The sequence below is a fragment of the Amycolatopsis ponsaeliensis genome (genome assembly GCF_030182635.1).
Lineage (GTDB): Bacteria > Actinomycetota > Actinomycetes > Mycobacteriales > Pseudonocardiaceae > Amycolatopsis > Amycolatopsis ponsaeliensis.
In genome coordinates this window covers 67,980-81,282 of the sequence record NZ_JAPZLD010000010.1, presented here as the reverse complement: position 1 = coordinate 81,282, position 13,303 = coordinate 67,980, and the positions used below count along the sequence as shown (strand labels likewise).

The 13,303-nt window shown below is 71.4% G+C and carries 13 protein-coding genes; 9 read left to right on the top strand and 4 right to left on the bottom strand.

Annotated features, from left to right (window positions below):
• Positions 1 to 58 precede the first annotated feature (58 nt).
• Genes paaI through QQ657_RS16880 form a run of 3 tightly spaced genes read left to right on the top strand, consistent with a single transcriptional unit; the run spans position 59 to position 2,339 of the window.
• Positions 59 to 475 carry a hydroxyphenylacetyl-CoA thioesterase PaaI gene (gene paaI / locus QQ657_RS16890; protein WP_284743098.1) on the top strand — a complete coding sequence of 139 codons (417 nt, stop codon included), beginning with the start codon at positions 59 to 61 and terminating at the stop codon, positions 473 to 475.
• On the top strand, positions 472 to 1,749 hold the full coding sequence (paaK, locus tag QQ657_RS16885; RefSeq protein WP_284743097.1) for a phenylacetate--CoA ligase PaaK: 1,278 nt from the start codon (positions 472 to 474) through the stop codon (positions 1,747 to 1,749). Before paaI ends, paaK begins: the two co-directional genes overlap by 4 nt.
• On the top strand, positions 1,746 to 2,339 hold the full coding sequence (locus QQ657_RS16880; RefSeq protein ID WP_284743096.1) for a TetR/AcrR family transcriptional regulator: 594 nt from the start codon (positions 1,746 to 1,748) through the stop codon (positions 2,337 to 2,339). The genes paaK and QQ657_RS16880 overlap by 4 nt, the downstream gene beginning before the upstream one ends.
• Before the next feature lie 36 nt (positions 2,340 to 2,375).
• Here the strand turns inward: QQ657_RS16880 and QQ657_RS16875 are convergent, their stop codons facing one another.
• Positions 2,376 to 2,687 (bottom strand): hypothetical protein, encoded by a 312-nt coding sequence (locus QQ657_RS16875; RefSeq protein ID WP_284743095.1) that lies wholly within the window; start codon positions 2,685 to 2,687, stop codon positions 2,376 to 2,378.
• Positions 2,688 to 2,879: 192 nt separating this feature from the next.
• Here QQ657_RS16875 and QQ657_RS16870 point away from each other — a divergent pair, with 192 nt between their 5' ends.
• Positions 2,880 to 3,551: a TetR/AcrR family transcriptional regulator gene (locus tag QQ657_RS16870; RefSeq protein ID WP_284743094.1), complete on the top strand. Its 672-nt coding sequence runs from the start codon at positions 2,880 to 2,882 to the stop codon at positions 3,549 to 3,551.
• On the opposite strand, the gene QQ657_RS16865 is transcribed toward QQ657_RS16870, so the two are convergent.
• Positions 3,472 to 4,527 carry an AraC family transcriptional regulator gene (locus QQ657_RS16865; protein WP_284743093.1) on the bottom strand — a complete coding sequence of 352 codons (1,056 nt, stop codon included), beginning with the start codon at positions 4,525 to 4,527 and terminating at the stop codon, positions 3,472 to 3,474. The genes QQ657_RS16870 and QQ657_RS16865 overlap by 80 nt on opposite strands.
• Positions 4,528 to 4,607: 80 nt before the next feature.
• Here QQ657_RS16865 and QQ657_RS16860 point away from each other — a divergent pair, with 80 nt between their 5' ends.
• From QQ657_RS16860 to QQ657_RS16840, 5 genes are all read left to right on the top strand, one after another.
• Entirely contained in the window at positions 4,608 to 5,705 is a 1,098-nt protein-coding gene (locus QQ657_RS16860) for a winged helix DNA-binding domain-containing protein (RefSeq protein WP_284743092.1), read from the top strand.
• Between the two features lie 76 nt (positions 5,706 to 5,781).
• Positions 5,782 to 7,245: a flavin-containing monooxygenase gene (locus tag QQ657_RS16855; protein WP_284743091.1), complete on the top strand. Its 1,464-nt coding sequence runs from the start codon at positions 5,782 to 5,784 to the stop codon at positions 7,243 to 7,245.
• Positions 7,245 to 8,903, top strand: a complete 1,659-nt coding sequence (locus tag QQ657_RS16850; protein WP_284743090.1) for a GMC oxidoreductase — start codon at positions 7,245 to 7,247, stop codon at positions 8,901 to 8,903. Before QQ657_RS16855 ends, QQ657_RS16850 begins: the two co-directional genes overlap by 1 nt.
• A 153-nt stretch (positions 8,904 to 9,056) precedes the next feature.
• Positions 9,057 to 9,587, top strand: coding sequence for a DUF305 domain-containing protein (locus tag QQ657_RS16845; protein WP_284743089.1), 531 nt, complete (start codon positions 9,057 to 9,059; stop codon positions 9,585 to 9,587).
• 476 nt (positions 9,588 to 10,063) lie between these two features.
• Entirely contained in the window at positions 10,064 to 11,614 is a 1,551-nt protein-coding gene (locus QQ657_RS16840) for an ABC-F family ATP-binding cassette domain-containing protein (RefSeq protein WP_284743088.1), read from the top strand.
• Between the two features lie 51 nt (positions 11,615 to 11,665).
• Here the strand turns inward: QQ657_RS16840 and QQ657_RS16835 are convergent, their stop codons facing one another.
• Both QQ657_RS16835 and dnaJ read right to left on the bottom strand, forming a co-directional pair.
• On the bottom strand, positions 11,666 to 12,091 hold the full coding sequence (locus QQ657_RS16835) for a heat shock protein transcriptional repressor HspR (protein ID WP_155548123.1): 426 nt from the start codon (positions 12,089 to 12,091) through the stop codon (positions 11,666 to 11,668).
• Between the two features lie 5 nt (positions 12,092 to 12,096).
• Entirely contained in the window at positions 12,097 to 13,275 is a 1,179-nt protein-coding gene (gene dnaJ, locus QQ657_RS16830; RefSeq protein WP_284743087.1) for a molecular chaperone DnaJ, read from the bottom strand.
• Between the last annotated feature and the right edge of the window lie 28 nt (positions 13,276 to 13,303).

The window sequence follows — 13,303 nt, the reverse complement described above, 5'->3', positions numbered from 1 at the left end:
CTTTACTGAGCGACACCCCAGGTGACCGTCCATTCGGTAAGTCAGGCACGGAGGACGAATGACCAACGCCGCGCACACCATGTTCGCCGCCGACGAGGCTTCGCGCGCGCTGGGCATCGAGCTGGCCGAAGCCGGGGACGGCCGGGCCGTGGCGACCATGACGATCACGCGCGAGATGGTCAACGGCCACGACATCGCGCACGGCGGGTACGTCTTCCTGCTCGCCGACACCGCCTTCGCCTGCGCCTGCAACACCCACGGGCCGGTCACCGTCGCCGCGGGCGCCGAAATCTCCTTCGTCGCGGCCGGCCGGCTCGGGGACCGCCTCGTCGCCACGGCCACCGAGCGCACCCGCTACGGCCGCAACGGCATCTACGACGTCACCGTGCACCGGGAGACCCCCGGCGGGCCCGAGGTCGTCGCCGAATTCCGCGGCCGCAGCCGCGTCCTCTCCGCGAAACGGGAAGAAGCATGATCGAGGCGAACATCGGCGCCGACGAACTGGCCGCGCTGCAGCTCGAACGTCTGCAGTGGACACTCCGGCACGCGTACGCGAACGTGCCCGCGTACACGAAGAAGTTCGACGAGGCCGGCGTCCACCCGGACGACTGCAAGGAGCTCGCCGACCTGGCGAAGTTCCCGTTCACGACGAAGCAGGACCTGCGGGAGAACTACCCGTTCGGGATGTTCGCCGTGCCGCAGGACCAGGTGCGGCGCATCCACGCCTCCAGCGGCACCACCGGCAAGGCCACCGTCGTCGGGTACACCGAGCAGGACATCGACACCTGGGCGACGGTGATGGCCCGGTCGATCCACGCCGCCGGCGGCCGGCCGGGGCACAAGGTGCACGTCGCCTACGGCTACGGCCTGTTCACCGGCGGCCTGGGCGCGCACTACGGCGCGGAGAAGCTGGGCTGCACGGTGATCCCCGCGTCCGGCGGTATGACGGCGCGCCAGGTGCAGCTGATCACCGACTTCCGGCCCGAGATCATCATGGTCACGCCGTCGTACATGCTGACGTTGCTCGACGAGTTCGAGCGCCAGGGCGTCGACCCGCGCTCGAGTTCGCTCAAGGTGGGCATCTTCGGCGCCGAGCCGTGGACCGAGCAGATGCGCACCGAGATCGAGGAGCGGTTCGCGATCGACGCCGTCGACATCTACGGGCTGTCCGAGGTGATGGGCCCGGGCGTCGCGCAGGAGTGCGTCGAGACGAAGGACGGCCTGCACATCTGGGAGGACCACTTCTACCCCGAGGTGATCGACCCCTTCGACGAGCGCGTACTCGGCGGCGGCGAGACCGGCGAACTGGTGTTCACGTCGCTGACCAAGCAGGCGCTGCCGATCATCCGCTACCGCACCCGCGACCTCACGGCGCTGTCGCCGGGGACCGCGCGCCCGGCGTTCCGGCGGATGGACAAGGTCACCGGCCGCACGGACGACCTGATCATCCTGCGCGGGGTCAACGTCTTCCCGACGCAGATCGAGGAGATCGTGCTGCGGACGGCCGGGCTGAGCCCGCACTTCCAGCTCGTCCGGTCCACGCGCGGGCGGCTCGACCACCTGACCGTGCTGGTCGAGGCGCGCCACGACGCTTCGGCTGCTTCGCGCGAGCAGGCGGCCGCTTCGCTGATTTCGGGCGTGAAGGACGGCGTCGGCGTGACGGTGTCGGTGGACGTCGTCGACCCGGACACGCTCGAACGGTCCATGGGCAAGATGCGGCGGATCGTCGACCAGCGGGACAAGCCGTGACCACCCCGCGCCGCGGGCGTCCGGGCTACGACCTCGAATCGCTGCTGCAGGTGGCGGTGAAGCTGTTCAACGAGCGTGGCTACGACGGCACGAGCATGGAGGACCTGTCCCGCAAGCTCGGCATCACGAAGTCGGCGATCTACCACCACGTGCCCAGCAAGGAGGAACTGCTGCGGCTGTCGGTGGACCGCGCGCTGGACGGGCTGTTCGAGGTGGCGGCATCCACGGACCGCCTCGACGGCCGCGCGATCGACCGGCTGGAGCACCTGGTGCGCGGCAGCGTGCTGGTGCTGGCCGACCGGCTGCCGTTCGTGACGCTGCTGCTGAGGGTGCGCGGCAACACGAAGGTGGAGCGGGCGGCCCTGGCCCGCCGGCGCGAGTTCGACCTGCTGGTGACGGACCTGGTGAAGCAGGCGGAGGCGGAGGGCGACATCCGCCCGGACGTCGACCCGGCGGTGACCGCGCGGTTGATCTTCGGCATGGTCAACTCACTGATCGAGTGGTACAAACCGCGGCGCGGCTCGTCGGCGACCGAAGTGGCGGACGCGGTGTGCAAGGTGGCTTTCGAAGGCCTGCGCACCGGATCGTGACTTCGCGTCGGGAACCCTGATTACCACTCACGATCCTCAGTCGTCGGCATTCTGGGGCGGTCGCCCCGCTTGCCAGAGAAGGGCTTCGCGCAACTGCTCGATCAACCGCTCGTCATCCGCTTCGGACGGGTCGACGCCCAACGGGATCCAGTGCTCGGAAACCTTCGACCCCTCGTCGTAACCCGTGATCACGATTCCCGAGTAGGACAACGACTCTTCGTCCGCGCAGTCGCCGTCGGGGAGGGGCTCGTCCGCTTCGAAGCCCTCGTCGAAGCTGACGTGACGATGCTGCAGGCGAACGCTCACCCAGCGTCCGGCTTGCCGGATCGGCGCGTCTTCTTCGCTCATCTGCTCCCTGCCCGGTCGCGGGTCCCTGCCGTCTCGTCGCATCCGGGCGCCGGGAAGTTACCGGTGGGTTGTTCCGGTTGCGTAACGACAAAGGTTGGCGCGAAACACCCGTTGCCCGCCACCGGAGTCACTCTTTTGACGATGGGTCAACTACTTGTTGACAGCGTGCCGCTCCCCCGCGAGGCTGAGCGGATGACCAGTGGGACCCGGCCGCGGCGGCGCCGCCTCGAACCGGCCGAACGGCGGGCGGAGATCCTCGCCGCCGCCCGGCACCTGTTCGGCGCGGGCAGCTACGCCTCGGTGTCCACTTCGGACATCGCCGAGGCGGCCGGAGTCGCGCGCCCGCTGATCAACCACTACTTCGGCGGCAAGCGCGAGCTCTACCTGGAAGTCGTGCGGCAGCTGATGATCGTGCCGGCGCCGGTCACCGAAGCGCTGCCGGACACCACGATGGAGGAGCGGCTCGCGATCGGCGTCGAGCGCTGGATCGACGTCGTGGACCGCAACCGCGACGCCTGGCTGACCGTGATCGGCCCCGAGTCCGCCGGCCGCGACCCCGAGATCGAGCGGATCATGCTGGAGGCCGACGAGATCGCCGCCGACCGGGTGCTGGAAGCCGCGCTGATGACCGACGTCACCGACGGCCGCGAGGAGCTGCGCGCGATGATCCGGTCGTTCGGCGGGATGCTGCGGGCCGCGTCGCGCGAATGGCTGATCCGCGGCACGCTCGACCGCGCGGCGCTGCGCACCTTCCTCACCGATTCGATCCTCAACCTGCTCAAGCTCACCTACCCGGCGGTGCTTGCCGAGCGGCCCGGAAGCGCCGCGCGAACGCCGCCGGCGTCATCCCGGTCCAGCGCTTGAACGCGTAGATGAAGCTCGACGCCTCGGCGTACCCGAGCCGGTACGCGACGTCCTCGACCGACAGGACGCCGGTGTCGAGCAGCTCTTCGGCCAGCGCCTGGCGGACCTCGTCGACCAGCGCGCGGTAGCTGGTGCCGGACTCGGTGAGACGCCGCCGCAGCGTGCGCGTGCTCAGCGTCAGCTGGCGGGCGATCTCGTCCATCCCGGCGTCGACCCCGCCGAGCCGGACCAGGCGTTCCCTGACCTGCTGCGAGATGCCCGACCGCCGGCGTTTGCGCGCGACGAGCGCTTCGCACTGCGCGGCGCACAGCGCGACGGTCTGCTCGTTGGCCTGCGGCAGCGGCAGCGCCAGCAGCGCGGAGTCCAGCGTCGCACGGCAGGCGTCGGCACCGAACCGCGGCACCAGGCCGAACGCGGCCCGATAGGCGTCCACTGTGGACGATTCGTGCCGGAAGCCCAGGTCGTCCAGCACGATCTCCGGCAGCAGGTCGCGCATGACCGAGAAGATCGCGGCCAGGTCGCGCAGCACGAGGAAGCGGGCGACGTCGGCGGGCACGCGGCTGTCGTCGAGCTCCAGCGTCAGGCGGCCGGCCTCCAGCTCGACGTGCGGGATGCAGAAGGCGAAGCTGAGGTCGAAGTAGCGCAGGGAGAACAGCATCGCGTCCCGCAGGGTCGGGCTGCTGATGCAGGCGAACCCGAAGATGCCGAAGGTGGTGACGCGGTAGCGGCGCCCGAGGTCCAGCGCCGCGGCGTCCGAGCCGTCCAGCTCGACCAGGGCGCGGACGACGGCCAGCTCCTGACGCGCGTCGACCTGCACCGACGGGTCGGCGAGGAGCTCCGGTGAGAGCGTGGTCGCGGCCAGCAGCTTCTCCGCGGGCAGGCCGCGGTCGGCGGCGAACCGGGTCATCAGCTCGATGCTCGCGGTGCCGCGCGGGAAGTCCCAGTCCACGACGGCGGGCGCGGCGAGCTCGGCCATGGCCGGAAGTATGGATGACGGCCGTGCACGCGTCGAATCGAGGACCGGAACTGTCCGGGGTGATCGTTAAGGTGACGGCTGTGGAGACCTTGAGCCGCCGGGCCGTGAACCGCGCGACGCTGGAGCGCCAGCTGCTGCTGCGGCCCGCGAAGATGTCCGCGTACGACGCCGTCGAGCACCTGGCCGGGCTGCAGGCGCAGGCGCCGTTCCCGCCGTACTACGCGTTGTGGTCGCGGCTGCAGGGGTTCAAGCCGCAGGAGCTGGCCTCGTTGCTGCAGGAGCGGCGCGTGGTGCGGATCGCGCTGATGCGCGGCACGGTCCACCTGGTCACGGCGGCCGACGCGCTGGCCTGGCGGCCCGTGGTGCAGGTCCTCTACGACCGCGACCTGAAGACGAACACCCAGCACGCCCGCGAGCTGGCCGACCTCGACCACTTCGAAGTCGCCTCGGCGGCACGGGAGCTGCTGGCCGCTTCGGCGCTGTCCAGCACGGCGCTGGGAGCCGAGCTGGCGCGGCGCTGGCCGGACCGCGCTCCGGCGTCCCTGACCCACCTCGCGCGGGGTCGGCTGCCGCTGGTCCAGACGCCGCCGCGCGCGATTTGGGGCAAGGCGGGGCAAACGACGTACGCGTGTCTCGACGAGTGGGTGGGCGCGCCACTTCCCCCGCCTTCGCCCGCTTCGCTCATCGCGCGGTACCTGCGCGCGTTCGGGCCGGCGACGGTGGCGGACGTGCAGGCGTGGGCGGGCATCACGCGCCTCGGCGAGGTCGCGTCGTCGATGGACCTCCGGCGGTACCGCGACGAGGACGGCCGGGAGCTGCTGGACCTGCCGGAACTGACCGTGCCGGACGAGGACGTCCCGGCGCCGCCCCGGCTGCTCGGGCCGTTCGACCAGCTGATCCTCTCCTACGCGGACCGGACGCGGGTGATCTCGGACGACTACCGCAAGCGCGTCATCACCCAGAACGGCCTGGTCAAGGGCACGCTGCTGGTCGGCGGGCAGGTACGCGGCTTCTGGGAGATCACGAAGGCGAAGAAGGCGGCGATCGTCGAGCTGTCGCCGTTCGAGAAACTGACGAAGCGCGACCTCGCGGCGTTGGAAAGTACCGCCGGACGCCTGCTGACCTGGGCGGAGCCCGACGCGGAGACGCGGGAGGTGCGCGTCCGTCCGCCGGCGTGACGAGCTGGCCGGAATTCTCGATCGAGTGACCGTTCGCGGCCTGTTGTCACAGGCGTCCGCTGCGTAGCTTTTTCCCATGAGTAGTTCGGCGAAGGGGCCGTCGGTGCTGATCGTGGGCACCGGCTTCGGCGGTATCGGCACGGCGATCGAGCTGAAGCGCGCCGGGTTCACCGACTTCACGATCCTGGAGAGCGCCGCCGAGCCCGGCGGCGTCTGGCGGGACAACACCTACCCCGGCGCCGCCTGCGACATCCCGTCGCCGCTCTACTCGTACTCGTTCGAGCCGAACCCGCGCTGGCCGAAGCGGTTCTCCTACCAGCCGGACATCCTGGCCTACCTGCGGGACGTCATCACGAAGTACGGGCTCGAGCCGCACATCCGGTACCGGACCGAGGTCACCGCGGCCGCGTTCGACGAGGAGCGCGGCGTCTGGCGCGTCGAGACGCAGGGTGGCGAAACGTACGAGGCAAACGTTTTCGTCCCGGCCGTCGGCCAGTTGTCGCGGCCGATACTGCCGGACATCGCGGGCCGCGAGAGCTTCGCCGGCGACGCGTTCCACTCGGCGCGCTGGGACCACGACGTCGAGCTGGCCGGCAAGCGCGTCGCCGTCATCGGGACCGGGGCCAGCGCGGTCCAGTTCGTACCCGAGCTGCGCAAGCACGCGAAGCGCGTCACGGTCTTCCAGCGCACGCCGCCGTACGTCATGGCGAAGTCCGACCCCAGCTACCGGCGCTGGCAGCACTGGCTGTTCGAGCACCTGCCGCCCACGCAGCTGCTCGGCCGGCTGCGGATCTTCCTGCTGGCGGAGTACGCGACGTACGCGATGACCAAGCACCCCGTGCTGGCGAAGATGTTCGAGCTGCGGACCGCCCAGCTGCGGCGCCGGCACATCAAGGACCCGGAGCTGCGCGCGAAGCTCAAGCCGGCCTATCCCCTGGGCTGCAAGCGGATCCTGTTCTCCAACGAGTACCTGCCCGCGCTGGCCCAGCCGAACGTCGACGTCGAGGCGCGGCCGATCGCCTCGATCACGCCGAGCGGCGTCCGGCTCGAGGACGGGACCGAGGTCGAGGCGGACGTCCTGGTCTACGGCACCGGGTTCGCCGCGACGGAGTTCCTCGGCCGGATGACCGTGACCGGCCTCGGCGGGCGGTCGCTGCGGGACGAGTGGGCCGGCGGCGCGCGCGCCTACCTGGGCATGGCCGTGCCCGGGTTCCCGAACATGTTCTGCGTCTACGGCCCCAACACGAACCTCGGCGCCGGGTCCATCATCTACATGATCGAGCGGCAGGCACGCTACATCCGCCAGGCGGTCGAACAGCTCACGCGGCCCGGCGTGTCCTATGTGGACGTGCGGGCCGACGTCGAAGAGCGGTACGACCGGGAAGTGCAGAAGCGGCTGGGAGACAGCGTGTGGAGCGCGTGCACGAGCTGGTACCGCCAGGCCGACGGCCGCGTGACGACCAACTGGCCGGGCCTGGTCACCGAGTACGACCGCCGGACGCGACGGCTCGACGCGAGCGACTTCCGGGTGGTGGCGTGATGGACTACGACGTCCTGGTGATCGGGTCGGGCTTCGGCGGGAGCGTCACGGCGTTGCGGCTGACCGAGAAGGGTTACCGCGTCGGCGTGCTGGAGACCGGCCGCCGGTTCGCCGACGACGAGTTCGCGAAGACGTCGTGGCGCCTGCGGAAGTACCTGTGGGCGCCCGCGCTGGGCTGTTTCGGCATCCAGCGGCTGACGCTGCTGAAGAACACGTTCGTGATGAGCGGCTCCGGCGTCGGCGGCGGTTCGCTGGTGTACGCGAACACGCTGTACGAGCCGCCGGACAAGTTCTACGCCGATCCCCAGTGGGCGCACATCACGGACTGGAAGGACGAGCTGGCGCCGTACTACGACCAGGCGAAGCGGATGCTGGGCGTGGTCGAGAACCCGGCGACGACGGCCGCGGACCGCGTGCTCCAGGACGTCGCCGAGGACATGGGCATCGGGCACACGTACCGCCGCACGCCGGTCGGCGTCTACTTCGGACAGTCCGGGGTGGACCCGTTCTTCGGCGGCGCGGGACCCGCGCGCTCCTCGTGCACCTTGTGCGGCGAGTGCATGACCGGGTGCCGGGTCGGGGCGAAGAACACGACCGTGAAGAACTACCTGTACCTGGCGGAAAAGGCGGGCGCAGTCGTACATCCCCTGACGACGGCGGTTTCGGTGCGGCCGATTTCCGGCGGATACGCGGTCGAGACGCGACGGACCGGCCGCCGTTCTCGCCGGACGTTCACGGCGTCACAGGTGGTGTTCTCCGCGGCCGCCTTGGGAACGCAACGGCTGTTGCACCGGATGCGGGACAACGGGACGCTGCCTTCGCTGTCACCCCGGCTGGGCCTGCTGGCTCGCACGAACTCCGAAGCCGTGCTGGCGGCGCGGTCGCTGCGCCCGGACACGGACTACACGCGGGGTGTCGCGATCACGTCGTCGATCCACCCGGACGAGGTGACGCACGTGGAGCCGGTCCGGTACGGGCGCGGCAGCAACGTGATGGGGTTGCTGGCGACGGTGCTGGTGGACGGCGAGACCGGGCGCCGGCGATGGGTGCTGGGGCTGCGGGAGCTGTGGCGTCAACGTCGTCAGTTGTTGCGGATCCACAACCCGCGGCACTGGTCCGAGCGGATGATCGGGCTGCTGGTGATGCAGACGCTCGACAATTCGGTGACGACGTACACGAAGCGGGGGTTGTTCGGCCGCCGGATGACGACTCGCCAGGGTTCGGGTGCGCCCTCGCCGTCGTGGATCCCGGCGGGGCATGAGGTGACGCGCCGGGTGGCTTCGAAGATCGGCGGGTTGCCGCAGGGCGCTTGGACGGACATGGCGAACATCCCGATCACGGGCCATTTCATCGGGGGGTGCGCGATCGGCGACTCGGCTTCCACCGGGGTCGTGGATCCGTATCAGCGGGTGTACGGGTATCCGGGGCTGCACGTGGTGGACGGGTCGGCGATCTCGGCGAACCTGGGGGTGAACCCGTCGCTGACGATCACGGCGCAGGCCGAACGGGCGATGGCGTTCTGGCCGAATCGGGGTGAGACGGATCCGCGGCCGGCGTTGGGTTCGCCGTACCAGCGGGTGGCGGCGGTGACGCCTTCGAAGCCGGTGGTCCCGGCCGACGCACCGGGCGCCTTGCGGCTACCGATCACGCCTCGCTGAGACCGGTGGGGGGGGGGGGGGGGGGGTGGGTGTGCTCTGGAGTGGGGGTAGGAGCGGGGCCAGGCGGGGGGGTGGGGGGGCAGGCGCGCGGCCGCGGCGGGGCGGGGGGGGGGGGCCCCCCCCCCCCCCGGGGGCGGGGGCGCGGGCGTTTGTGTGGGGGGGGGGGCGGGGGCGGGCGGGGGGGCCCCGGGGCCCCCCGCCCCGGCGGCCCCGCCTGCGTTCAACGCGGCCGACGTGATGTTCCTGCAGATGCTGATCCCCCAGAACCAGCAGGGCATCGAGATCGTCCGCCTGGCCGCGGACCACCCGTTGCCCCCGGCCCTGAAGGAGCTGGCGGCGGCGATCGAATCAACGCAGCTCACTGAAGTGGACGACATGAAGCGCTGGCTGCGCGACTGGGGCCGGCCCGAGACGATGGACATGAACCCCCAGGCCCACGCGGGCCACGGCGGCATGAAGATGACTTCCCCCGACTTGGTGGGCACGCTCCGGTCGGCTCCGGACGCGGAGTTTTCCCGCAAGTTCCTGGACGTGTTGACCGGCCAGCAGCAGGGAGCGGTGGAGCTGGCCCAGACGGAGAACGGAACTGGCGGCGGAGTCAACGCCCAGACCCGCGATTTGGCCCGACGGGTCATCGAGTCGCGGACGGCGGAGGTCAAGCAGCTGCTGAACTTCAAGGTTTGACGCCTCCCGCGGCTCCAGGGCGCCGGCCGCGAGCAGCCTTCCTGCCGGGCTGCTCGCGGTCAGCTGCGGCTCGGGCCGGCGCAGGATGCTCGCCGGGATGCCTCCAGTCCGGCCACGGGCAGCGGCCTGGCTGTGGCTCGCTTGGCTGCGGCGCTGCCGCCCTCGCAGCTCGCCGGGATGCCTCCGGTCCGGCCACCGGCAGCGGCCTGGCTGTGGCTCGCTTGGCTGCGGCGCTGCCGCCCTCGCAGCTCGCCCGCACGCCCAGCCGGCCGATCGTCCCCGCGCCGAAATTCGGTTGGCCGGGCCTCAGCGCCGCGTTAGCCTCGTGATCATGAAGTTCTCCTTCGCCGTCTTCGCGAGGTTGCGCAGCCGCCGCTGACGGCGGCGCACCGATCTCCTTTCCCTGCCCGCCGTTCCGGCCTGCCGGGCGGCCCCTCTCGTGCTGCCCGGCTCCCTCCAGAGCTGCGGAGCATCCCTTGACTTCCCTCCTGCCCGAACACGCCCACCTGCGCGCGGAGCGCGTCGGCGTCACGCTCGGCTCCCGTCGTGTCCTGCACGACGTCAGCGTCACCGTTTCGGCCCGGTCCCGGCTGGCGATCGTCGGCGAGAACGGGCGTGGCAAGACCACGCTGCTGCACGTCCTCGCCGGGCTCCGGGCGCCCGACCACGGCACCGTCCACCGGACCGGCACCGTCGGCGTCGCCCGGCAAGCGCTGCCCTTCCGGTCCGGCGAGACCGTCGGCACACTGACCACCGAAGCCCTGCGCGACGCCGACGACGCCTTGCGAGCGCTCGACGCGGCAACCGAGAACTTCGCCGAAGACCGCTACGCCGCCGCGCTCGACACGGCCACACGCCTCGACGCGTGGGATGCCGAACGTCGCGTCGACGTCGCCCTCGAAGCCCTCGGCGCCTGCGCCGACCGGACCCGCGAGCTCGGCACGCTCTCGGTCGGGCAGCGCTACCGCGTGCGCCTGGCCTGCCTGCTCGGCGCGCGGCACGACTTCCTGCTCCTCGACGAGCCCGGCAACCACCTGGACGCCGGTGGCCTCGCCTTCCTCACCGAGCGCCTGCGCGGCCACGACGGCGGTGTCGCGCTGGTCAGCCACGACCGCGCGCTGCTCGGCGACGTCGCGACCGAGTTCCTCGACCTCGACCCCAGCCAGGACGGCCGCCCGCGCAGCTACGCCGGCGGCTACCAGGCTTGGCAGGACGGCCGCCGCCGCGACCGCGACCGCTGGATGCAGGAATTCGAGGAGCAGCAGGACACGCACCGGCAGCTCACGCTCGCGGTGTCGCAGGCGCGCGACCGGCTCAGCACCGGCTGGCGGCCGGACAAGGGCACCGGACGGCACCAGCGCCAGTCCCGCGCACCCGGCGTCGTCCAGGCGCTCAACCGGGAGCGGGCGGCACTGGAGGCGCACCGCGTGACCGTGCCCGAGCCGCCGTTGTCGTTGCGGTGGCCCGATCTCGGCTCCGGCGCTCGAGCTCTGGTCCGCCTGCACGACGTCGGCGTCGCCGGTCGTCTCACCGGACCGGTGACGCTGTCCCTCGACCGCGGCGACCGCCTGCTCGTCACCGGCGAGAACGGCGCGGGCAAGTCGACGCTGCTGTCCGCGCTCGCCGGCGAGCTCACGCCGACGACCGGCTGGGTCCGGCACCTGCCCGGCGCGAAGGTGGCCCTGATCGGCCAGGAAGTCCCGGCGTGGCCGGAAGACTTCACCGCTCGCCGGCTGTTCGAGCGTGCGGGCGTCCCGTTTTCGGCCATGGGCCTGCTCGACGCCGAAGCCCTGCGCACGCCGGTCGGCCGCATGTCCCAAGGCCAGCAGCGGCGGCTCGACCTGGCCCTGCACTTGGCCGGCCGCCCGGACGTCCTCGTGTTCGACGAGCCGACCAACCACCTGTCGGCGACGCTCGTCGAGGAGCTGACCGAGGCCTTGCTCGAAACCCCGGCCGCGGTGGTCGTGGCGACGCACGATCGCCGGATGCTGCGGGACCTCGCGGCCTGGCCGCGGCTGGACCTCTGACGCACGAAGGCCTCCCCGGTCACCCGGGGAGGCCTTCGGTGCATCAGGACGTCAGCGGCGCTTGGGCCGCCAGACCACCATCGCGGTCTGCTGGTTGAGCGGCACCAGGTCCCGGCGGTAGGACGCGTGCGCCGCCGCCGCGGCCTGCTCGCCCGCGACGTACGCCGCGGCCAGTTCTTCGGTCAGCTCGGCGAGCCGGGCCCGCAGCGCGTCGACCTGGTTCTCCAGCTCGATGATGCGCTTGATGCCGGCCAGGTTGACGCCGTCTTCCTGCGACAGGCGCTGGACTTCGCGCAGCAGCGCGATGTCCCGCATCGAGTAGCGCCGCCCACCGCCGGACGTGCGGCCCGGCGACACCAGACCCTGCCGGTCGTAGGTGCGCAACGTCTGAGCGTGCATCCCGGCGAGCTGTGCCGCCACCGAGATGACGAACACCGGGGTCTCTTCGTCCCCCTCCTGGGGAATCCCGCCGAACATCCCACTCACCTGCCTTCGAGCAGCTCAGTGATCTCGGGCCGGGGGTCGTGCCCGGCCATCGACTCGGCGTACGCCTGCAGTGCTTCGCGCGCCTTGTCGTCCAGTTTGGCGGGGATCGCCGCGGTGAGGGTGACGAGCAGATCACCTTGCGAACCGTCGCGCTTGGCGATGCCCTTGCCGCGCACGCGCAGCACGCGCCCGCTCGCGGTGCCCGGCGGCACCTTGAGCGAGACCTTGCCGTCCAGCGTCGGCACCGTGATCGTGGTGCCGAGCGTCAGCTCGGTGAAGTCCACCGGCACGGTGAGCGTCAGGTCGAGCGACTTCGGCTTGCGGCCGAACAGCGCGTGCGGAGCCACGTGCACCCGGACGTACAAGTCGCCCGCCTGCGCGCCACCCCGGCCCGGCTCGCCCTGACCGGCCAGCCGGATCCGCTGGTCGTCGTCGACGCCAGGCGGGATCCGGACGGTCAGCGTGCGAGTCCGCGTGCTGACGCCTTCGCCGCCGCATTCGGGGCACGGGTCGTCGATGATCTGCCCGCGACCGCGGCAGTCGCGGCACGGCTCCGAGAACGCGAACGCGCCCTGGCTGCGGCTGACCAGCCCCGACCCGGAACAGGTCGGGCAGGTCCGCGGCGACGTGCCCGGCTTCGCGCCGTTGCCGCCGCACGTCGAACAGGTCGCCGGGCTCGACAGCCGCAACGGCAGGGTCGCGCCCTTGACCGCCTCGACGAAGTCGATCCGGACGTCCGTCTCGACGTCGGCCCCGCGCTGCGGCCGGTTCGCCGTCGCGCCCGCCGACGCCCGGCCGCGGCCGAACAGCCCGCCGAGGATGTCGCCGAGCCCGCCGAAACCCTGCTGCTGGCCCGCGCCGCCGGCCTGGCCGAAGATGTCGCCCACGTCGAAGCCGCCGGCGCCACCGCCGCCGGGGAAGTTGAACCCGCCCCCGCCGCCGAACAGCCGCCGCGCCTCGTCGTACTCCTTGCGCTTGCTCGCGTCGGAGAGCACGCCGTAGGCCTCGGAGACGGCCTTGAACTTCTGCTCCGCCTGCGCGTTGCCGGAGTTCGCGTCCGGGTGGTTCTCCTTGGCCAGCTTGCGGTAGGCCTTCTTGATCTCGTCGGCCGTGGCGTCGGAGGAGACGCCCAGTTCACGGTAGAAATCCTTGCCGACCCATTCCCGAGCACTCATCGGGCGCCTCCTCCTTCCAGCTGAACCG